General features: G+C 70.9%; 17 protein-coding genes. 6 read left to right on the top strand and 11 right to left on the bottom strand.

Annotated elements, in window-relative coordinates; all coding sequences use genetic code 11:
• Nucleotides 1-55 precede the first annotated feature (55 nt).
• From truD to ACZ5KW_RS15975, 4 genes are all read right to left on the bottom strand, one after another.
• Nucleotides 56-1,537 (bottom strand): tRNA pseudouridine(13) synthase TruD, encoded by a 1,482-nt coding sequence (truD, locus tag ACZ5KW_RS15990; RefSeq protein WP_343777215.1) that lies wholly within the window; start codon nt 1,535-1,537, stop codon nt 56-58.
• Nucleotides 1,538-1,876: a peptidyl-tRNA hydrolase Pth2 gene (gene pth2, locus ACZ5KW_RS15985; protein WP_343777216.1), complete on the bottom strand. Its 339-nt coding sequence runs from the start codon at nt 1,874-1,876 to the stop codon at nt 1,538-1,540.
• A 101-nt stretch (nt 1,877-1,977) separates the two neighbouring features.
• Nucleotides 1,978-2,796, bottom strand: coding sequence for a bacteriorhodopsin (locus tag ACZ5KW_RS15980; RefSeq protein ID WP_343777386.1), 819 nt, complete (start codon nt 2,794-2,796; stop codon nt 1,978-1,980).
• Between the two features lie 201 nt (nt 2,797-2,997).
• The gene (locus ACZ5KW_RS15975) at nt 2,998-4,530 is read right to left on the bottom strand and encodes a phytoene desaturase family protein (RefSeq protein WP_343777218.1); all 1,533 of its coding nucleotides are present in this window, start codon (nt 4,528-4,530) and stop codon (nt 2,998-3,000) included.
• Nucleotides 4,531-4,664: 134 nt separating this feature from the next.
• Here ACZ5KW_RS15975 and ACZ5KW_RS15970 point away from each other — a divergent pair, with 134 nt between their 5' ends.
• The 5 genes from ACZ5KW_RS15970 to ACZ5KW_RS15950 all read left to right on the top strand — a co-directional run bounded on the left by ACZ5KW_RS15970 (nt 4,665) and on the right by ACZ5KW_RS15950 (nt 10,306).
• Nucleotides 4,665-5,474 (top strand): helix-turn-helix domain-containing protein, encoded by an 810-nt coding sequence (locus tag ACZ5KW_RS15970; RefSeq protein WP_343777219.1) that lies wholly within the window; start codon nt 4,665-4,667, stop codon nt 5,472-5,474.
• Between the two features lie 84 nt (nt 5,475-5,558).
• The gene (locus tag ACZ5KW_RS15965) at nt 5,559-5,984 is read left to right on the top strand and encodes a plastocyanin/azurin family copper-binding protein (RefSeq protein WP_343777220.1); all 426 of its coding nucleotides are present in this window, start codon (nt 5,559-5,561) and stop codon (nt 5,982-5,984) included.
• Between the two features lie 9 nt (nt 5,985-5,993).
• On the top strand, nt 5,994-6,833 hold the full coding sequence (locus ACZ5KW_RS15960; protein WP_343777221.1) for a sulfite exporter TauE/SafE family protein: 840 nt from the start codon (nt 5,994-5,996) through the stop codon (nt 6,831-6,833).
• A gap of 1 nt (nt 6,834) precedes the next feature.
• Nucleotides 6,835-9,357 (top strand): heavy metal translocating P-type ATPase, encoded by a 2,523-nt coding sequence (locus ACZ5KW_RS15955; RefSeq protein ID WP_343777223.1) that lies wholly within the window; start codon nt 6,835-6,837, stop codon nt 9,355-9,357.
• A 160-nt stretch (nt 9,358-9,517) separates the two neighbouring features.
• Nucleotides 9,518-10,306: an aldo/keto reductase gene (locus ACZ5KW_RS15950; RefSeq protein ID WP_343777387.1), complete on the top strand. Its 789-nt coding sequence runs from the start codon at nt 9,518-9,520 to the stop codon at nt 10,304-10,306.
• 9 nt (nt 10,307-10,315) lie between these two features.
• Here the strand turns inward: ACZ5KW_RS15950 and ACZ5KW_RS15945 are convergent, their stop codons facing one another.
• From ACZ5KW_RS15945 to ACZ5KW_RS15930, 4 genes are all read right to left on the bottom strand, one after another.
• Nucleotides 10,316-11,710 (bottom strand): PAS domain-containing sensor histidine kinase, encoded by a 1,395-nt coding sequence (locus ACZ5KW_RS15945; RefSeq protein WP_343777224.1) that lies wholly within the window; start codon nt 11,708-11,710, stop codon nt 10,316-10,318.
• A 133-nt stretch (nt 11,711-11,843) separates the two neighbouring features.
• Nucleotides 11,844-12,083: a hypothetical protein gene (locus ACZ5KW_RS15940; protein ID WP_049932464.1), complete on the bottom strand. Its 240-nt coding sequence runs from the start codon at nt 12,081-12,083 to the stop codon at nt 11,844-11,846.
• Between the two features lie 89 nt (nt 12,084-12,172).
• On the bottom strand, nt 12,173-12,295 hold the full coding sequence (locus ACZ5KW_RS15935; RefSeq protein ID WP_343777225.1) for a hypothetical protein: 123 nt from the start codon (nt 12,293-12,295) through the stop codon (nt 12,173-12,175).
• 381 nt (nt 12,296-12,676) lie between these two features.
• The gene (locus ACZ5KW_RS15930; protein ID WP_343777227.1) at nt 12,677-14,482 is read right to left on the bottom strand and encodes a S9 family peptidase; all 1,806 of its coding nucleotides are present in this window, start codon (nt 14,480-14,482) and stop codon (nt 12,677-12,679) included.
• Between the two features lie 149 nt (nt 14,483-14,631).
• Here ACZ5KW_RS15930 and ACZ5KW_RS15925 point away from each other — a divergent pair, with 149 nt between their 5' ends.
• Nucleotides 14,632-15,681 carry a glycosyltransferase gene (locus ACZ5KW_RS15925; RefSeq protein WP_343777228.1) on the top strand — a complete coding sequence of 350 codons (1,050 nt, stop codon included), beginning with the start codon at nt 14,632-14,634 and terminating at the stop codon, nt 15,679-15,681.
• A 185-nt stretch (nt 15,682-15,866) separates the two neighbouring features.
• On the opposite strand, the gene ACZ5KW_RS15920 is transcribed toward ACZ5KW_RS15925, so the two are convergent.
• From ACZ5KW_RS15920 to ppsA, 3 genes are all read right to left on the bottom strand, one after another.
• Nucleotides 15,867-16,505, bottom strand: coding sequence for a halocyanin domain-containing protein (locus ACZ5KW_RS15920; RefSeq protein WP_343777230.1), 639 nt, complete (start codon nt 16,503-16,505; stop codon nt 15,867-15,869).
• Nucleotides 16,506-16,664: 159 nt separating this feature from the next.
• Nucleotides 16,665-17,738, bottom strand: coding sequence for a tyrosine decarboxylase MfnA (mfnA, locus tag ACZ5KW_RS15915; protein WP_343777231.1), 1,074 nt, complete (start codon nt 17,736-17,738; stop codon nt 16,665-16,667).
• Between the two features lie 75 nt (nt 17,739-17,813).
• Nucleotides 17,814-20,168 carry a phosphoenolpyruvate synthase gene (ppsA, locus tag ACZ5KW_RS15910; protein ID WP_343777233.1) on the bottom strand — a complete coding sequence of 785 codons (2,355 nt, stop codon included), beginning with the start codon at nt 20,166-20,168 and terminating at the stop codon, nt 17,814-17,816.
• Nucleotides 20,169-20,180 lie beyond the last annotated feature (12 nt).

The raw sequence follows: 20,180 nt of genomic DNA, 5'->3' as shown, positions 1-20,180 counted from the left end.
GAAATACACAGACGTGGATCAAACGGCTCGATCCCGCGCGACCGACTCCCCCTCCTCAGAGGTCGAGCGGGCCGCTCTTCGTGAACTCGCGTAGCAGCACGGTCGCGTACGAGCCGCTCGGGAGCGCGAACTCGAAGCGGGGGTCGCCGCCCGCGAACGACGCGTCGAGGTCGGTCCGGAGGAGGAGCGCCCGCCGGGTCCCCTTCGAGTCGAACTCGCCGGGAAGCGCGAAGTCGCTCGGCTCGATCCCGGCGTCGGCGAGGACCTCACGCTCGATCTCCCCGGGTTCGCCGTCGCCGAGTTCCGTCTCGGTGCCGACGAGCGGCGCGGTGACGAACGCCCGTCCGCGCTCGCAGTGGCGCGAGACCACCGACACGCGGTCGGCGTCGACCCGCTGGAGCCGGTCCGTGTCCGGCGCGTACAGCCCGTCGGGCGCGTCGTCGTCCGCGAAACAGACCACGTCGCCGGCGACGGGGCGGTCGAACGGGAGCCCGCGACGCAGCCGCTCGCTCACGATCCGGTTGAAGCAGAACGACTGGGCGGCGTTGACGAACAGCCGCTGGAGGTTCGACGGCACCGCCTCCAGCGCGTGCCACCAGTCGTCGTGGTCCGGCGGCGCGGCGGGGTCGACGTCGCGGTCGGCGAGCCGGTGGACCATGGAGCGCTCGAACCGGAGCTTGCCCGGAATCGCGTCGAGACAGCCGCTCCAGTCGCCGTCGCCGCTGCCGTCGGCCGCGGAACGCTCCGCGTCGTCGCCGCCGGTCGCGACGCCCCCCTCGGCGACGGCGGCGTCCACGCCGAAGGCGGCGTCGACCCGGTCGCGCGCGGCCCGGGTGTCGTCGGGCTCCGTCTCGGCCGGGTTGCCCGCGTACAGGCGGACCGCCTCGCGCGGGTCGTTCCGGGCGACGGCGAGGCCGACGACGTGCGTGACCGGTCGTCGGCTCCCGAACCGCTGCTGGCCGAAGTAGTTCGGGACGCCGACGGTCGCGTCGGTCAGGGGGTCGCCATCGGAGTCGTCACCCGCGAACGCCCGGAGGTCTCTCGCCGCGTCGGCGACGCGCTCGGGGGCCTCGTCGACGGTGTCGGCCACCCGGATGTCGAAGGCGTTGCCCGCGAGGTCGCCGAAGGAGAGCCGCCGGCCCGCCCGCCCGAGCGGTTCGATCTCGGCCCCGCGGATCTCGGGGAGGTCCCCGTGGTCGACGCCGCGGAGGGTGAACAGCTGCGTGGTGACGGCGCGCTTGTCCTTCGTCCCCGCCCACGAGACGCGCTCGCGGCTGATCCCGAGCGCGTCGGAGACCCGTCGCGCGAAGTCGTTGGTGTCCCAATCCCGCAGCGTGACGCGGACGACGAGCTCCGGGTAGCTCCCGACGTCGGCGTCGAGCGGCTCCGCGTCGAACGCCTCGACCTCTCGGACGCGGAAGTCCTCGGGGCTGGCGCGGAGCCGCCCGCCGATCCCCTCGGCGCCGCTGACGTAGTGTTCGATCCCGACCGCCCGCTCCGTCGGGTGCGCCTCGCGGAGGGTGTACTCGGGGGCCATTCAGTACAGCGAGAGGTCGCCCGTCACGCGGTCGACGGTCTCGTCGCGCCCCGGCCCGACCGCGAGCGCGGTGACGGTGCCGGGCTCTAGCTGGGTGTGGCCGGCGTCCCGAACGATCGCGTACGGCAGTCCCTCGGTGTCGGCCTTGTCGGCCAGCTCGAACAGCTGGCCCTCGGAGTTCGCCTTGAGAACGACCTTCTTCTGTCCCTCCCCCTGCCACTTCTTCCGCGTCCGTCGGCCCGCGTCCTGGTACGCCGACAGCGAGGCGTGCGCGACCTGGGCGGCGAGTTTCCCCTCGCCCATCCCGATGTCAGCGCGCGCGACGATCGCCTGTTTCATACCGTCTCCACCGCCGCCGCGGGTTTAGCGCTTTTCTCTCGACCGCCGCGGCTTCGGCTGGCGAGCGGCGACTGAAAAAAACGCCGACCGAAACCGCGTCGTCAGTCGTCCGCGGGAGCCGCGCCGCCGCGAGAGGCCGAGCCGAGGCCCGAGGCCATGGCGGCGACCGTGCTCTCGTTGTTGACGACCCACCGCAGCAGGAGGAACGCGAAGAGGTACTTCGCGATGACGTCCATCCCGCTGTAGGCCCACGAGGTGACGGCGACGTCGAGCACCGCGATCCCCTCTGCGCCCAGCGCCCAGAAGATCGGGTAGCCGAGCCAGAGGACCACGGTGAGGACTTTCAGCGTGTTGAAGATGTCCGCGGTGCCGGCGACTTCGGCGTCCTCGGCCCACTCGGCGAGCAGGATGTAGAGGACGACGACGAAGAACGCACAGCTGATCCCGTACCAGACCCAGCGCAGCAGGTACGAGGACGTGGTCAACGCGGCGGCGAGACCGGTGACACACATTCCGATGTCGGCGACCACGGCGGTGAACAGCTTACTCATGTTCGTGCCGGCGAGGAGGCCGAGCGCGATGAGGATCATCGGCGTCGACAGCGCCCACGTGAGGTACCGCCCCCACGGGGTGAACACGCCGCCGTTCGGTCCGGTCCCCGCCCCGGCCAACGCGTGTCCGGCCGGCATTTCGAGGAAGCTGACGGTGAGCCCGGAGACGAGCCCGGTGTAACTGGAGATCGATACCAGCGGGACCATCAGCGTCGCGACGAAGATCAACTGCGCGCGCGGGTCCTCGACGTTCCGCCCCATATAGACGAACGCGAGGATCGACAGGCCCGCGAGAGCGATGTTCACCCACAGCGAGGCGCTCAACAGCGCGTCCGCCTGAATGTATTCGAATATCTCGGTCTGTGTCATTTCGAGCGGGACGATTCCCTGCGCGAGTACGTCGGCCGCTGCTGTTTCGAGCATGTAACGTCCCCGGGTACGTAACGTATCAATTAAAAGGACCAACCTGACAGGTAAGGCTTTTCTTACGGATTCTCATCTTGTGCCGGATTATTAGAAATATTCTTGTTCTCTGTACCAAAATTGGACGAGAATTTACGAACACGCCGTTCAGCGTCCAACAAGCGGTAGCCGGTCGAACCGCCCGCCGGCAACGTCCGCCTCGATCGCGGCCGCGCAGTGTTCGCCGCCCAGCAGGCACATCGGCACGCCGATCCCGGGATTGCTACTTCCGCCGACGTAGTAGAGGCGGTCGGTTCCTCGAACGCGCGGTCCGGGGCGGAGCGGTCCGGTCTGGCGCATCGTGTGCGCGAGTCCGAGGGCGCTCCCGCCCGGCTGGTCGAACCGCTCCGCGAACTCCGAGACGCACGCCGACTCCTCGACGACGATCCGGTCGCGGAGGTCGACGCCGGTCCGCGACGCCACCGCGTCGAGGACGCGATCCCTGAGCGCGGCCCGGTTTTCCGGCGTGTCGTCGAGGCCGGGCGCGAGCGGCACGAGCGTCACGACCGCCTCGTGGCCGTCCGGCGCGACCGCGGGGTCGGTCCGCGACGGGACGTTCACGTACACGACCGGCTCCGTCTCTCCCGTCGGCCACGCGGGGTCGTCGAAGATCGCCGCGAAGTGCGGGTCCCAGTCGGTCGGGAGCGCGAGCGTGTGGTGTGTCAACTCCTCTATCTCTCCTTCGACGCCGAGGTACAGCAGGTGCGCCGCCGGCCCGTACGTCCGCCGCTCCCAGTAGTCGCCGAGCCGGGGGACCGTCCCCTCCGGGAGCAGCTCGCGTTCGACGTGCGCCGGCGGCGCGTTACAGACCACCCGGTCGTGGACGTAGCGGTCGCCGCCGAGTTCGACCTCGATTCCGTCGCCGAGCGGGTCCAACCCCGTCACCTCGACGCCGGTGTGGACGTCGGCGCCGGTGTCGCGGGCGACCGTCTCGACCGCCTCGACGACCTCGTACATCCCGCCCATCGGGTAGTAGACGCCGAGCCCGTAGTCGACGTGGCTCATGAGCTGGTACAGCGCCGGCGTGTTGTGCGGCGATCCCCCGAGGAAGACGAGCGTGTACTCCAGCAGCTGCCTGAGCTTCGGGTGGTCGACGTACGAGCGCACCGTCTCGTCGAGGCTGGAGAGGAGGTCCAGCTCCCGCCCCCCGGCGAGCACGTCCAGCGAGAGGTAGTCGCGGAACCGCGACCGACCCGGGAGGACGAACCGTTCCATCCCGGCGTCGTACGCCTGTTCCGCGTCGGCGAGGTACTGTCGGAACGCCGCTCCCGCCCCCTCCTCGTACGACTCGAACAGGTCGGCGGCCGCCGCGGGATCGGCCGGCACGTCGGCGCGGTCGCCGTCGTCCCAGAACACGCGGTAGTGCGGGTCGAGCCGCGCGAGGTCGTAGAACTCCGCCGGCGACCGCCCGAAGTCGTCGAAGAAGCGCTCGAACAGGTCCGGAAGGAGGTACCACGACGGCCCGGTGTCGAACTGGAACCCGTCTACTTCGAGTCGGCCGGCGACGCCGCCGACGCGCTCGCCGCGCTCGTACACGGTCACCTCCGCGCCGGCGGCCGCGAGGTAGGCCGCCGCGGAGAGCCCGCCGATCCCGCCGCCTACCACCCCGATCGACTGCCCTCGGAGTGCGTCATCGCCCATACGCCCAGTACGCACTCGGGCCGTGTGAGCGGTTGCCAACTTTCGACGGGGCTTTATGAGGACCGCCGACGCGGCGGGCGGACGCCTACTCGTTCGGCTCGCTTTTTTTCCGGCTCCGAACACACGATCGATGTATGGAACGGCGGTCACAGTCGTCCGACTCCGGCTCCGTGGACCGCCTGCGCTCCGGGTCGACCGGCGCCGACGCCGCCGGCCGCGCCGACCGGGTCGACGCCGCCGCGGTCGACGCCGCGACGGACGACGGGGGAACCGTGACGGACGCGAGCGCCGGGCCCTCCGAGACGCCGCGCGGCGCGTCCGGGGACGCGGGGGTCCGCGTCGAGCTCGTCGTCCGCGACCCGGCTCCCGCCCCGGTCGCGGAGGCGCTGCCGCCTGGAGCGGTCGCGGAGGACGTCGACCGCGTGCGCGTCGACGACGCGGTCGTCTCGCAGTTCCGGGCCGACAGCGCGGTCGACGCCGAACTCGTCTTCGACGGGGGCGGCGAGTTCGTCTACCGGTGTCGGAGCCGAGCGACGGGTCCGTACCCGGCCGACGCCGTCGAGTCGCTCGGCTACCCGGTCTCGACCGTCTCGGTCCGGACGGCGCCCGATCGGGTCCGGCTCGGGCTCTCGCTGCCCACCGCCGACCCCCTCGGCGACGTCGTCGACGCGCTGGAGGCGACCGGCGGGTCGGTGCGGCTCGAACGGCTCACGCGCTCCGGCGGGGCGGACACCCGGTCGGACCCCGTCGTCGTCGACCGCGCGCGGCTCACGGAGCGACAGCGCGAGGTCGTCCGCACCGCACAGCGGCTCGGCTACTTCGAACACCCCCGCGGGGCGAGCGCGACCGAGGTCGCCGACGCGATCGGTATCGCCCGGGCCACCTTCTCCGAGCACCTCGCGGCCGCGCAGCGCCGCGTCTTCGAGGAACTGGTCGGCGGCTGAGACCGACCCGCGGCCGGCGAGCACTCCTTCCCAGTCGGCGGGGGCGACCGCGATATTGAAACGGCTCAGGCCCCGAGTCATGGTATGTACCGGAGACGGTTCCTTCGACGGGCCGGCGCCGTCGGGAGCGCGGCGACGACCGTCGGTCTCGCCGGGTGCGCGGGCGTGGGCGGCGAACCGGACTACGACGTCGGCATGCTCGCCGCCGCGTACCAACCCCGACAGATCACGGTCTCGACCGGCGACACCGTCATTTGGGAGAACACGAGCGCGCGGGGGCACACCGTCACCGCCACCGAGGGCGGCATCCCGGACGCCGCCGAGTTCTTCGCCTCGGGCGGATTCGACGACTACCAGTCCGCGAAGACGGCGTGGGACGCCGACTTCGGCGGGCTACTGGAGAGCGGCGACCGGTTCGAACACACGTTCACCGTCCCGGGCGTCTACGAGTACGTCTGTATCCCGCACCGCGAGGGCGGGATGTTCGGGACGGTCGTCGTGGAGGAGTGACCGACCCGAATGACCCTCTCCGCGCTCCTCGGGGCCGACGTCCTGCTGTTCCTCGCCATCGGGCTGCTCGGCGGCGCACACTGTATCGGGATGTGCGGCCCGCTCGTCACGGTGTACGCGAGCCGGATGGACGCCGACGCCGGGCGGACCGACGGCGGCGCGAACGCCGCCGGGACCTCGGGCCGGACGGGGGCTCGCGACGGCCACCTCACCACCTACGAGGTCCGCCAGCACGCGCTGTTCAACGTCGGCCGCGCGGCGAGTTACGCCACCATCGGGACGGCCCTCGGCGCGCTCGGCGGCGCGGTCCTCGTGACCACCGCGACCCTGACCGGCGCCGCCGAGGCCGTCCGCGGCGGGGTCGGTCTCCTCGTCGGCGCGGCCGTGATCCTCGTCGGCGTCCGCTATCTCCTCGGCGGCGCCACCGGCGGCGTCCATCTCCCCGGGCTCGAACGCGTCACGGGCTGGCTCACGGGCCACGTCGACCGCTTGGCGAACGGCCCCGGGATCGTCGCGCTCGGCGCGGTCCACGGACTCCTCCCCTGTCCGATCCTCTACCCGGCGTACCTGTACGCCTTCGCGAGCGGCTCGCCGGCCGCGGGCGGCGTCGCCCTCGCCGCGCTCGGGCTCGGGACGATCCCCGCCGTCTTCGTCTACGGGACGCTGATCGAGGGCATCGACCCCGTCCACCGTCGCCGGGTCCACCGGCTGCTCGGCGTCGCGTTCGTCGCGCTCGGCTACGTGCTGTTCGCGCACGGACTGATGGCGATCGGGGTCCAGATCCCGCACCCGCGGCTCCCGTTCTGGAACCCGCTCGACGTCGCCGGCGCCGGCCACGGAGGGATGTGAGATGAGCGAGACGACAGCCGGCGAGTGTACCCTCTGTGAGCTGCCGACCGAGGGGGTCGACGTGACCGACGGCGACGGCAACCGGTTCTGCTGTACCGGCTGTCGCGACGTGTACGGCGCCCTCGGCGACGTGGACGTCGACGCCGACGCGGTCCGCGAGCGCCGGCGGGCGGATGAAGGGGCCGTCGAGACTGACGCGGGTGATCTCGACGACCGCGACGTCCCCGACGACCACGAGGCGACGTTCCTCGAAGTCGACGGGATGCACTGCGCGACCTGCGAGGCGTTCATCGAGACGGTGGCGACGGGCGCCGACGGCGTCAGCGCGGCGAGCGCGAGCTACGTCACCGACACGGTCCGGATCGACCACGACCCGACCGCGATCACCATCGACGACCTCACGGAGACGGTGAGCGGGCTGGGGTACAGCGCGTACGCCCGCGACGACGCCTTCTCGCGCCGGCAGGCGAGCAACATGGCGACAGCGCGGCTCGCGGCCGGCGTCCTCGTCGGGATGGCCGTCATGCTGCAGTACATCGTCCTCATCTATCCGACGTACTTCGCGTTCCCCTTCTACAACCAACGGACCCTCGACTACCTCAACGAGGCGATGGCCTCGACCTCGGGCACGTACTTCTTCATCGTCATCGCCGTGTTGACCACCATCGTCCTCTTCTTCACCGGGAAGCCGATCTTACGCGGGGCGTACGTCAGCGCGAAGACGCGCTCGCCGAACATGGACCTCCTCGTCGCCATCGCGGCGGTGAGCGCCTACCTCTACAGCACGCTCGCGGTGATATTTGTCGACTCCCCGTCGATCTACTACGACGTGACCGTCGCGATCATCGTCATCGTCACCGTCGGCAACCACTACGAGGACTCGGTGAAGGACCGCGCGACGGAGCTGCTCTCCGAGATCTCCGCGGTCCAAGTCGACGACGCCCGGCGGCTGACCGACGCGGGGGAGACGGAGTCGGTCGCGGTCGACGCGCTGCGGCCGGACGACCGGATCCTCGTCCGCGCCGGCGAGCGGATCCCCGTCGACGGCGAGGCGGTCGACGGCGACGCCGCGGTCGACGAGTCGGTCGTCACCGGCGAGTCGCTCGCGGTCCGGAAGGTCGCCGGGGACGCCGTGGTCGGCGGCTCCGTCGTCGCCGACGGCTCCCTCACGGTCGCGGTCGGCCCGGACGCGACCTCCAGCCTCGACCGCGTCGCCGAGCTCGTCTACGACCTCCAGAGCGGGAACCACGGCGTCCAGAAGCTCGCCGACCGGCTCGCGACGGTCTTCGTGCCCGCCGTCCTCGTCATCGCGGCCGTGGCCGCCGGCGCGTCGCTCGCGCTCGGCGGCGGCCCGACCGACGCGATGCTCGTCGGGCTCACGGTGCTCATCGTCTCGTGTCCGTGCGCGCTCGGGCTCGCGACCCCGCTCGCGGTCGCCGCCGGGATCCGCGACGCCTTGGAGCGGAACATCGTCGTCTTCGACGACACCGTCTTCGAGCGCATCCGCGACGCGGACACGGTCGTCTTCGACAAGACGGGGACGCTGACGACCGGCGAGATGCGACTCACCGCCCGCGAGGTCGACGACGACCTGCTTCGGCTCGCGGCCGCGCTCGAATCGCGCTCCGCGCACCCGGTCGGACAGGCCATCGCGGCGGCCCGGGCCGACCTCGAAGCCGCGGGCCCCGACGCGGACCCGACGGCCGGCGCGTCGCCCGCGGTCGCCGACGGCGGCACGGAGTCGGCCGAGTCGGCCGCGGCGGGCGACGCTCAGCCCGACGCGCCCGCGGTCGAGTCCTTCGAGAGCCACGCGCGGGGCGTCTCAGGCGTCGTGGACGGGACCGAAGTCGTCGTCGGTCACCCGGACCTCTTCGACGAGCGCGGGTGGGCCGTCCCCGGCGACATCCGCGAGGCGGTCGCCGACGCGCGCGACGTGGGCCGCGTCCCGGTCGCGGTCGGGCGCGACGGCGCCGCCGAGGGGTTCGTCGTCGTCGGCGACGAGCTGCGCGACGGCTGGGAGGAGACGGTGACGGCGCTCGACGAGTCGGGCGTCGAGGTTATCGTCCTCACCGGCGACGACGAGCGCGCCGCGACGGTGTTCGCCGAGCACGACGCCGTCTCGTCGGTGTTCGCCGGCGTCCCGCCGGAGGGCAAAGCCGAGACGGTCGAGCGGCTGAAGGCGCGCGGCGTCACCGTGATGGTCGGCGACGGGACCAACGACGCCCCGGCGCTCGCGGCGGCCGACCTCGGGGTCGCGCTCGGCGGCGGCACCGCGATGGCGGCCGACGCCGCCGACGTGGCCATCGTCGACGACGAGCTCGGCTCCGTGGCGACCGTCTTCGAGCTCTCGCGCGCGGCCGGCCGCCGCGTCAAGGGGAACATCGGCTGGGCGTTCTGTTACAACGCGGTCGCCATCCCGCTCGCGGCGACCGGCCTCCTCAACCCCCTCTTCGCCGCGGTCGCGATGGGGGCGTCGAGCCTGCTCGTGGTCACCAACTCCTCGCGGGCGCTGCTGGACGACTGAGGCGCGACGGCCGCCGCACCCGATCGCGACCGCCGCCCGGTCGCCCGCGCCGCTTCCGCGGCGGCCCCCGCCCCTACCGCAAACGGTTTTCGGCTCACGCGAGTAGGAGCGATCGATGACAGACCAACAGCAGCAGCCGGCGGTGCCGACCAGCAACGGGATGCCCGTGTTCGGGCTCGGCACGTGGGAGAACGACGACCCGGCCCAGTGTACCGAGTCGGTGACGAACGCGCTCGACGCCGGCTACCGCCACGTCGACACCGCACAGATCTACGGCAACGAGGCGGCCGTCGGGAAGGGAATCGCGGAGAGCGAGGTCGACCGCGACGAGATCTTCCTCGCGTCGAAGGTGTGGATCGACCAGCTCTCGCCCGCGGACGTGGCCTCGTCGACCCGCGAGAGCCTCGACAAGCTCGGCGTCGACTCGGTCGATCTCATGTACGTCCACTGGCCGGCCGGGGAGTACGAGCCCGAGGAGACGCTGCCGGCGTTCGCCGAACTGCGTGACGAGGGGCTGATCGACCGGATCGGCGTCTCGAACTTCGAGCCGCACCACCTCGACGCCGCGACCGACGCGCTCGGGGAGGCGCCGTTCGCGAACCAGGTCGAGTGTCACCCGCTGCTCCGACAGGAGGAGCTCCGCGAGTACGCGGACGCGAACGACGTCGAACTCGTGGCCTACTCGCCGCTCGCCCGCGGGAACATCCTCGACGACCCCACGGTGTCCGACATCGCCGAGAAACACGGCGTCAGCGCGGCACAGGTGAGCCTCGCGTGGCTGCGCGAGTCCGGGATCACCGCCATCCCGAAGGCGACCGGGATCGACCACATCCGCGATAACCTCGCGAGCCTCGACCTGGAACTCGACGACGAGGACGTCGAGGCCATCGACACGCTCGGCCGCACCGACCGCCAGCTGAACCCCGACTTCGGGCCCGACTGGGAGTGAAGTCGCCGGTCAGTCGCGCCGTCGCGGAAGGCTGACCGTGATCTCGTTGCCGTCGGCGGCGTCGGCGTCGACGGCGATCGATCCGTTCGAGAGCTCCACGCTCCAGTAGACGAGCCAGAACCCGAGCCCGCTGCTGTGGTACACGTCGGTCATGTCGTGATCGCCGGTGAGCACGCGTCGCTCGACGGCGGGTATCGGCGCGTGGCTGTCGCTGACGACGAGTTCGGCGTCGTCCTCGGTGCGCCGGAGGGCGACCGTCACGGTCGGGTCGTCCCCGTCCGCGTGTCGGATCGCGTTCTCGAGCAGCTCGATCACCGCCGACCGCAGCTCCGCGCGGCCGTCGACGACGGCGGCGTCGAGCGCCTCGGCCACGACCGTTCCGTCGGGATACCGCTCCCGGACGGTCTCGGCGCAGTCGGCGACCACCTCGTGGAGGGCGATCCGTTCCGTCTCCGCCTGTTCGGTGATCAGCTCGATTATCTCGCGTTCCTTCTCCGCGGTCTCGAGCAGCCGCTCCCCGACCCGTCGGATCACCGCAGTCTGTCCGTCTACGCCCGGGACCTCGGACTCGAGGACCTCGACCTGCCCGAGGACGACGTTGAGATCGTTCCGGAGGTTGTGGCGGAGGAGGTTGTCCATCACGACGAGCTGTCGTTCCCGACGGCGGCGGTCGGTGACGTCCTTCGTGAACCCCGTGATGCGGACGACCTCGCCGTCCTCGATTATCGGCTCGCCTTGGACCCACACCCACCGGTTGTAGTTCTCTTCGGGGTTCACCCGGTACTCCATGTCGACGGAGTCGCCCTCGGCGAGCCGGTCCATCGCGTCCGTGACCGCGGGCACGTCGTCGGGGTGGACCGTTTCGAGGAACGCCTTCGGGTCGCCTTCGAGCGTGTCGACGGACGACCCGTATATCTCCTCGTAGGAGGGGTTCACGAACAGGAGCTCCGACCAGTCGGCGTTGAACATCCAGAGGGCGTCACTGGAGACGGCGGCGAGCTCCTGGAGGTGCGACGCCGTCTCTCTGCGGTCGCGTTCGGCCTGAACGCGGTCGGTGACGTCCCGCGAGCTGACGACGTACCCGTCGAGTTCCTCGTCGGTGAGATTCGACATCCGGCTCTCCAGCCAGACCCACGACCCGTCCGCGGTGCGGTGGCGGTACTCGACGGTCTCCTCGGCGAACTCGTCGCTGGTGATCGCTCGCTGGAACGCCGCACGGATCGCCTCGCGGTCGTCCGGGTGCATGTACTCGAAGGAGATCTCGCCCACGAGCTCCGCCGGCGGGATGCCGAGAATCCGCTCTGAAGCCCCGTTGACGAACGTGAACCGCCCTTCGTCGTCGACCAGGGCGATCTTGTCTCGGGCCTGATCGAGAAGCAACCCGAGCGGTTCGGACCCGTTCATTCCCTCATGCTCCTCCGCGCGTGCGTATAACCGTCACGGCCGTTCGTGTCCGTCGGCGGTCACGGACGAACTACGGCACCGGAAGGGACCACGGCGTGTCGGGACGCAACCGGACGGTCCGAGTGGACTCCGTTCAGTCGTCGCTCGCCGAGAGCGCTTCTCGAATCTCTTCCAGCTTGAAATAAGACGCGAGACCGAGTATCGTCACGGGCCACAGCCCGACGAACTGCCCGCGCTGCTTGTCGCCGCGCACGTAGTAGAAGTACAGCGCGAGTGCCACCGACCCCACTGACGCGAACACCGCGGGTCCGAGTCCGTCACTACCGACCTCTTCGACAACTTCGGCCGCCGTTTCCTCTGTTGTATCGCTCACATACAACGAACGCCCCAGACGGGCATATGTGTTTCCTTGCTGTGAGCTCTACTTCGGGCCGTATCCGTCTCACGTCGCCGGCGGCGGCGTCACGATGACCGGGACCGCTCGCTCCGAAACACGAGCACGAAGATCAGGACCGACAGTACGATCATGACCGCCGCGAACACGCGCTCGTCGTCTATCACGGCGTCGACCGGATCTTGGAGCATACTTCCGGTACGGCCCCCACCCTAATGTATCTCGGTATCGGCGACGAACGCGCTTCGTCCCCGTCAACACTGGCGACTCCGCACGAGCGGACGCCGTCTCTCGACCGCCGACGGCCGGCCCACCTTCCCACGAACCGCACGAAACGATTTGAGGCCGCGGACCGTACTGTGAGCATGCGTGACATTGATCCGGACACGCTGATGTTGGTAGCGGGTGTGGCGATCTCGCTGATCGCGCTCTTGGAGCTGTATCCGCTCTGGAAAAATCGGAGAGACGAACGACGGTGACAGCCGTCCCGTCCACACCGGGCCCGCATTCGGCGGCCACGGGACGGGCGTGCCGGTCCTGAGCGCGGCGACGAGGGACCGGACGGCGACCCTTCAGACGTGTTCGGCGAGGAAGTCGACGATCCCGCGGTACGCCTCGATCCGGTTGTCGAGCTTCGCGAAGCCGTGCCCCTCGTCGTCGAAGATGAGCTTCCGGACGGGGACGCCCTGTTCCCGCGCCTTCTCGACGATCTGTTCGGCCTCGCCGACGGGCACCCGCGGGTCGTTCTCGCCGTGGAGGACGAACAGCGGGGTCTCGATCCGGTCGATGTTGTTGATCGGGGAGACGGATTCGAGGAACTCGCGGTCCGCGTCGAGCGAGCCGTACTCGGCCTCGCGGAGCGAGCGCCGCCAGTCGCCGGTGTTCTCCAAGAACGTGACGAAGTTCGCGATGCCGACGATGTCGACGCCCGCGGCCCACAGCTCCGGGTACTCGGTGAGCGACGCGAGCACCATGAACCCGCCGTAGGAGCCGCCCATCGCGACGACGCGGTCGGGATCGACCTCCGGGTGGTCGTGGAGCCACCCGACGCCCTCGCGGATGTCCTTCACCGAGTCCATCCGATTTTCCACGTCGTCGAGCCCGGAGTACGCCTTCCCGTACCCCGACGACCCGCGGACGTTCGGCTCGAAGACGGCGTACCCGTTGTTCAGCAGGTACTGCGTGACCGACGCGAAGGAGGGGCGCCGCTGCGACTCCGGGCCGCCGTGGATGTCGACGACGACCGGGTACCCCGACTCGGGCGGCTCCGTCTCCGGCACGGAGAAGAACGCCGGGATGTCCCGCCCGTCGAAGGTGGGGTAGTGGACGAGCTCGCGCTCGACGAACGAGTCCGCCGGGATCCCGGCGGTCGAGGCGCGCGTCCACCGCTCGGCCTCCCCGGTGGCGGCGTCGACGACGTAGACGTTCGCGTTGTGCGTGCTGCCCGTCGCGGTCACCGCGAACCGCTCGCCGTCCGGGCCGAAGCTCACGCCGCCCGCGACGCCCTCGGGCAGGTCGGGCGCGCGGAGCTCGTCGATCCGACCGGGACCGTCGAGTTCGCCGACGGTGAGTTCCGTGTAGCCGTCGACGTTCCGGGAGTAGACGAGCCGCCCCGAGTCCTCGTCTATCGCGATGCCGTCGACGTTCCACTCGTCGCCGTCGACGACGACGGCGAACTCGCCGGTCGCGAGGTCGAGCCGTTCCAACCGGAGCGTGTCGCTCCCCCGGTCGGTGACGAGGTAAATCCCCTCGCCGTCGGGGCCCCACTCGGGGCTGGCGTACCGCACGTCGCCCTCGTGGGGAGTGTGGTGGGTCAACTCGCCGCTCTCCAGCTCCAGGGTGTACACGTCGTGGTCGAACGAGGAGGACGCCTCGTGGACGATCAGGCGGTCGTCGCTCGGCGACCACCCGGCGACCGAGAGCCAGCCGTCGCCCTCGTGGACCAGTTCGGCGTCGTCGCCGGTCTCGTCGCGGCCCTGGACGTACACGTCGAAGACGGCCTCGTCGCGGCGGTTCGACGCGAACGCGAACCGGTCGCCCGCGGAGTCCCAGCCGCCCCACCGGTGCTTCGACTCCGGCTTCGCCGTCAGGTCGGTGATCGCCCCGGACTCGTAGTCGAGCCGGTAGAGCTGCGCGCGCTCGTTGCCGCCCTCGTCCATGCCGAAGACGGCCTCGGAGCGCTCCGGCGAGGAGTCGACGAAGGAGACGGACTCCTCGAAGAAGGTGTGCTGTTCCGGCCACGACTCGGTCTCGCGGAGCGACCACACTTGCCCCGTCCCGGTCGTGTTGAGGAGGAAGGATAGCCGTCCGTCGGGACCGAGGTCGGCGCCGCCGGCGTTCCGCACGTTGAGGTAGCGCTCGATGTCGTACTGTCGCATGTCACTCGGTTCCGCGCGTGACCGGAAACCGTTTCGGGTGGCGGTGCCCCGCTCGGTCGGTGTTCGACGCGCCGTCGACGGGCCGGCGGCACGCCGTCTCCCGCCCGGATGCCGTGTCTTTTTATCGGCGCCCGCCGTCCGGTCGGCGTATGCGCGTCGCGTTCGTCTCGCTCTTCGCTCCCGGACACGGGGAGACCCCGGCACGAACGCGAACCCTCCGGACCGCCCGGCGCCTCGCCGACCGCGGCCACGAGGTCGTCTGGCTCTGTGCCCGCTGGTGGGGCGGCGACCACGACGCCTTCGACGAGGACGGCATCGAGTATCGCTCCGTCACCGCCGAGCCCGCGCCGGGCGCCTTCTCCGCCCGGCTCCCGGGGGCGCTCCGTCGCGCCGCCCCCGACGTGGTCCACGCGGTCAACACCCCGCCGACCCCGGCGCTCGCCGCCACGGTCGGGGGAACGCTCTCGCGGACGCCGGTCGTCGTCGACTGGTGGCGCGACCACCCGGCCGACGCCCGTCGCTGGTACCGCCCGCTCGCGCGGCGCGCGGACGCGGTCACGACGCCGTCGCGGACCACGAAGACCCGCGTCCGCGAGTACGGCGCCGACGGCGACGACGTCCGCGTCGTCCCCGAGAGCATCGACTTCGGCGCGGTCGAGGACGCGTCGGTCGACGACCGGTTCGACGCCGTGTACTCGCGCCGGCTCGACCGCCACGCCAACGTCGAGACGTTCCTCCTCGGCCTCGCCGAGCTCCGCGGTCGCGACTGGACCGCGGCGGTGATCGGCGACGGCCCCGAGCGGGGTCGGATCGAGGCGACCGCCCGCGACCTCCGCATCGAGGACCGCGTGACGTTCCTCGGCGACCTGCCGACGGCGGAGCGGATACCGATATTCAAGGGGACGCACGTCGCGGTCGCCACCGCCACGTGGGAGACGTTCGCGACCGACCTGCTGTGGGCGGTCGCGTGCGGCTGCGTCGCCCTCGTCGAGTACCAGGCGGACTCCAGCGCCCACGAGCTCGTCGAGGGACGCGAGCGCGGCCGGCTCGTGACCAGTCCGGCGGAGCTGGCCGACGAGTTCGTCGCGGTCGGCGACTTGGAGCGCCGCTCCGTCGACCGCGACTTCGCCGGCTACGACCACGACGCGGTGATCGACCGCTACGTCGCGCTTTACGAGGCGCTCGCCGCCGACGACTGAGCGCGTTGCCCCCGCTCTCCGGTGTCTTCGCGACTTCGAGTCGTGGAAAACCGGAACGAGTCAGAAAACGCCCGGGCCGGAAGTCGACCCGGAGTCAAGAATCGGCCCCGAGCCAGGAATCGGCCCGGAGTCAAGAATCGGCCCCGGGTCGGGTCACACCGGGGTCGGGAGTCGAACCGGCTCGGCTACGCTTCGTCTCCCCGCCTGATCGTGCCGCCGTACTTCATGAAGACGAACGCCAGCCCCAGCGTGCTCACCATCGCGATGAACGTCGCGATACCGAGCGCGCGGGCGGCGTCCGGGACGAACACGGCGTCAGAGCTGCCGCCGCCGACCTCGACGGTGGCGATGTCGCCGCCGACGGCGATGCCGCCGTGCATGCCGACCGCGGTGTGGGGAACGCAGTGGTAGTGCGTGATGCCGGCGTCCTCGCCGGAGGTCTCGTACTCGTAGGTGGTCCCCTCCTCGCCGACGGGGTTGCCGCTGTCGAGGCTGGCCGGGCCGCCGCCCTCGACCGTCTGGACGTTGTGGCTGCCGCCGGCGCCCGTCCACTCCCAAGTGATCGTCGTCCCCTCGTCGACCCACACGAGCGTCGGGTCGAACGCGAGGCCCTGGTCCCCGGCGCCCACCGAGATGGTCACCGAGTCCTGCCCGCGAGCGTCCGTGTAGGACCCGACGTTCCCGCTTGAGGCACCGCTCGGCCAGTCGGGTTCAACTTCCTGTGCCGCCGCCGTCCCCGCCGTCGCCGTCGCCGCGCCGGCGGCGACCGTCGCACCGCCGGCCGTCCGCATGAACGCGCGCCGAGAGACGTCGTCCGAGCTCATACTGCCCGGTTCGTGATGACCCGTAGTGAATATGTTGATCCGACCGCGGAGCGGGTCATCTCACGCCCGCCCGGCGTCGGCCCGTTTCACGCGTCTCTCGCGGCCGATCTCGGTCGAGGGATCGTCAAAAGCCAACGTCGCGGAGCGACCGAGCCCCGATCACCGGCGAACGCGGTCGAGGTCGTCGAGGAACGCTCGCAGCGCGGACCGCGTCACGTGGGGCATACACACCACGCGCAGCTCGTCCGCGCCGGTCCGCGAGACCTTCCACCCGGCGTCGCGGAGCGCCGCGAACTCCGGCTCGGGGACGGCCGCGGCGACGAGCGGGAGCTCGGGCTCGACGACCTCGTACCCGCGGTCCGCGAGCCCCTCGGCGAGCCACGCGGCGTTGTCGGCCGCGCGCTCGGCGGCCTCGCGGTAGCCGGCGGGCCACAGCTCGTCCATCGCCGCGACCGCTCCCGCGACGCCCGCCCCGCTCCGGGTCCCGGTCAGCGTCGCCTGCGACCGGCTCTCGAGGTACGGCGTGTCGACCGCGAGCGCGTCGAGGGCGGCGTCGTCGCGGGCGAGCAACCCGCCGGCGGGGACCGGCGCTTGGCCGAACTTGTGGGGGTCGACGGTCAGCGTGTCGACCGCGGCGTCGCCGAACGACCACGCGTGGTCGGTGAACGGCAGGACGAAGCCGCCCCACGCGGCGTCGACGTGGAGCCGCGCGCCCGCCTCGTCCGCGATCGCGGCCAGCTCCGGGATCGGGTCGACGCGGCCGTACTCGGTGCTGCCGGCGACGCCGACGACGAGCGCGGTCGCGTCGTCGACCGCCGCCGCGACCGCCGCCGTGTCGGCCCGGTACGCGTCGTCGACGGGAACCGTCCGGAGCTCCACGCCGAGCACCTCGGCCGCCTTGGTGAACGAGAAGTGTGCGCTCTCCGGGACGACGACGTTGACGTCGCTCCGGTCGTGTCGGTTCCGCGCCGACCGCACCGCCTGAACGTTCGCCTCCGTGCCGCCGCTCGTGACGTACCCCGCGGCGTCGCTCGGGCTCGGGTGGTCCGCCAGCGTCGCGAGCCGCTCGACCGCGCGCTCCTCCAGCGACGCCACCGTCTCGTAGGTGGCCGGGTCACCGGGATTCGTCGCGAGGAACCGTTCGGCGGCCGCGCGGGCCGCCGGATGCGGCTCGGTACACATCGACGAGAGCACCCGGTCGAACGACTGCGGTCGCGGCTCCGGCTGTTGCATCCGCCCTCCCGTTACAGGGGACGGGTCTTACCCGTTCCGCTCTCTGACCCGCCGTCTCGGACCCACGTCACGTCGTCAACGGACGGAATCGAGCAGCAGGCGCTGTTCGGTCCGTTTGACCTCGTGTTGAACGTCCCGGACCGCGTCGATGTTCGCGGAGATGGAGGAGACGCCCTTCTCGACGAGGAAATCGACCATCTCGGGCTTCGAGCCGGCCTGTCCGCAGATGCTGGTGTCGACGCCGAGCTCGCGGCACGCCTCGATGGTGTCGCCGATGAGCCGCAGCACGGCCGGGTGGAGCTCGTCGAACCGGTCGGCGACGTGTTCGTTGTTGCGGTCGACCGCGAGCGTGTACTGCGTGAGGTCGTTCGTGCCGAAGGAGGCGAAGTCGATGCCGGCGGCAGCCAGCTCTTCGATCTGGAGCGCGCTGGCGGGCGTCTCGATCATCACGCCCCAGCGGTGCGTCTCGGGGTCGATCCCGGCCTCGCGCATGTGGCGCGTGATCCCCTCGACGTCGGCCGCGTCGTTGACCAGGGGGAACATCACCTCCAGGTTGTCGTACCCCATCTCGTAGAGGCGCGCGAACGCGGCCAGCTCCTGCCGGAACGGCTCCGGCTTGTCGAGGCTCCGCCGGATCCCGCGCCACCCGAGCATCGGGTTGTGTTCGGCCGGCTCGCCGTCGCCGCCCTCCAACTCGCGGAACTCGTCGGTCGGCGCGTCGATGGTCCGCACCCGGACCGGACGCGGGTAGAACTCGTCGGCCACCTGCCGGACGCCCTCGATGAGTTCGTCCTGGTAGGCGCGGGCGCCGTGGTCGGCGATGTACTTCTCGGGCGTCTTCCCGAGCGACAACACCATGTGTTCGATCCGGAGCAGGCCGACGCCGTCGGCGCCGGTCGCGGCGGCGCGCTCTCCCGCCTCCGGGATCGAGACGTTCACTTTCACCTCCGTCGCCGTCATCGGCTTGACGGGCGTCTCGGGCCGCGCGGCCTCCACCGGCTCGAACTCCTCGCCCGGTTCGGCGGACTCGTCTTCGCCCGCCCGGATCGTCCCCTTGTCGCCGTCGAGGGTGACCTGTTGCCCGTCTTCGAGGACCCGCGTCCCGTTACCGGTCCCGACGACGGCCGGGACGCCGAGCTCGCGCGAGATGATCGCCGCGTGGCTCGTCATCCCGCCCTCGTCGGTGACGATGCCGGCCGCGCGCTTCATCGCGGGCACCATGTCCGGCATCGTCATCTCCGTCACCATCACGTCGCCCTCTTGGACCTGATCGAGGTGGTCGAGCTTGTGGACGATCCGGACGGCGCCCGAGACAATTCCCGGGCTGGCGCCGAGTCCGTCGACGAGGACGTCGGCGTCGTCGGCCTCGCCGCCGTTCGGGACGCCGGTCGCGCCCGGCCGACCCGACGACGCGTCGCCGGCGGTCGACTTCTGCGGGGTCTTGCCGCCGGTGCCGGACGCGTCAGCTTCGCCCTCGCCCTCGCGGATCGTCGTGATCGGCCGCGACTGGAGCATGTAGATCTCCCCGTCGTAGATCGCCCACTCGACGTCTTGGGGGGTCTCGTAGTGCGCCTCGACCTGCTCGCCGAGCGCGACGAGGTCGCCGATCTCCGCGTCCGAGAGCACTCGCTCGCTCCGCCGGTCCTCGTCGACGTCGAGCTGGACCGTCTCGCCCGTCTCCGGGTCCTTCATCATCTCGACTTTCTTGTCCGCGATCGTGACCTCGTCGACCTCGCCCCGCCCGCGGTCGTACACGTAGTTGTCGGGCGAGACGGTGCCGGAGACCACCGCCTCGCCGAGCCCCCACGCGGCCTCGATGGTGACCTGCGGCTCGCCCGTCGAGGGGTGACTCGTGAACATGACGCCCGACTTGTCGGCGTCGACCATCCGCTGGACGACGACCGCGATGTCGACGTCGGCGTGCGGGAACCCCCGCTGTTGACGGTAGTAGATCGCTCGCTGGGTGAAAAGCGAGGCCCAACACTCCTTGACGCGCCGGAGGAGGTCGTCCTCCCGGACGTTGAGGAACGTCTCCTGTTGGCCCGCGAACGAGGAGTCGGGCAGGTCCTCGGCCGTGGCCGACGACCGGACCGCGACGAACGCCTCCGCGCCGTCCTCGCCCATCGACCGGTACCGTTCGAGGATCTCCTCACGCACCTCCTCGGGCAGCGGCGTGTCGAGGATCAGGCGTTCCGCCGTCGCCTCGGCCTCGCGGAGCGCGGCGGAGTCCTCCGGGTCGACGTCGACCGCGTCGAACAGCTCCTCGTCGATTCCGGCCTCCTCGATGAAGGTGCGATACGTGCCCGCGGTGACGACGAACCCCGGCGGCACCGGAAGCCCCGCACCGATGAGTTCGCCGAGCGACGCCGCCTTCCCGCCGACGGTACCGACGTCGTCGGCGTTGACGTCCTCCAGCAAGAGTACTGCCATTCGTGTACCCGG

Source organism: Halorubrum ejinorense (genome assembly GCF_055389685.1).
The sequence above is the reverse complement of the archived record's forward strand: the minus strand, read 5'-3'. Positions and strand labels throughout refer to the sequence as shown.

Excerpts from the sequence above, each read along its gene's own strand:
- truD (WP_343777215.1), bottom strand. The coding sequence starts at position 1,537 with ATGGCCCCCGAGTACACCCTCCGCGAGGCGCACCCGACGGAGCGGGCG.
- pth2 (WP_343777216.1), bottom strand. The coding sequence starts at position 1,876 with ATGAAACAGGCGATCGTCGCGCGCGCTGACATCGGGATGGGCGAGGGG.
- ACZ5KW_RS15980 (WP_343777386.1), bottom strand. The coding sequence starts at position 2,796 with ATGACACAGACCGAGATATTCGAATACATTCAGGCGGACGCGCTGTTG.
- ACZ5KW_RS15975 (WP_343777218.1), bottom strand. The coding sequence starts at position 4,530 with ATGGGCGATGACGCACTCCGAGGGCAGTCGATCGGGGTGGTAGGCGGC.
- ACZ5KW_RS15970 (WP_343777219.1), top strand. The coding sequence starts at position 4,665 with ATGGAACGGCGGTCACAGTCGTCCGACTCCGGCTCCGTGGACCGCCTG.
- ACZ5KW_RS15965 (WP_343777220.1), top strand. The coding sequence starts at position 5,559 with ATGTACCGGAGACGGTTCCTTCGACGGGCCGGCGCCGTCGGGAGCGCG.
- ACZ5KW_RS15960 (WP_343777221.1), top strand. The coding sequence starts at position 5,994 with ATGACCCTCTCCGCGCTCCTCGGGGCCGACGTCCTGCTGTTCCTCGCC.
- ACZ5KW_RS15955 (WP_343777223.1), top strand. The coding sequence starts at position 6,835 with ATGAGCGAGACGACAGCCGGCGAGTGTACCCTCTGTGAGCTGCCGACC.
- ACZ5KW_RS15950 (WP_343777387.1), top strand. The coding sequence starts at position 9,518 with ATGCCCGTGTTCGGGCTCGGCACGTGGGAGAACGACGACCCGGCCCAG.
- ACZ5KW_RS15945 (WP_343777224.1), bottom strand. The coding sequence starts at position 11,710 with ATGAACGGGTCCGAACCGCTCGGGTTGCTTCTCGATCAGGCCCGAGAC.
- ACZ5KW_RS15935 (WP_343777225.1), bottom strand. The coding sequence starts at position 12,295 with ATGCTCCAAGATCCGGTCGACGCCGTGATAGACGACGAGCGCGTGTTC.
- ACZ5KW_RS15930 (WP_343777227.1), bottom strand. The coding sequence starts at position 14,482 with ATGCGACAGTACGACATCGAGCGCTACCTCAACGTGCGGAACGCCGGC.
- ACZ5KW_RS15925 (WP_343777228.1), top strand. The coding sequence starts at position 14,632 with ATGCGCGTCGCGTTCGTCTCGCTCTTCGCTCCCGGACACGGGGAGACC.
- ACZ5KW_RS15920 (WP_343777230.1), bottom strand. The coding sequence starts at position 16,505 with ATGAGCTCGGACGACGTCTCTCGGCGCGCGTTCATGCGGACGGCCGGC.
- mfnA (WP_343777231.1), bottom strand. The coding sequence starts at position 17,738 with ATGCAACAGCCGGAGCCGCGACCGCAGTCGTTCGACCGGGTGCTCTCG.
- ppsA (WP_343777233.1), bottom strand. The coding sequence starts at position 20,168 with ATGGCAGTACTCTTGCTGGAGGACGTCAACGCCGACGACGTCGGTACC.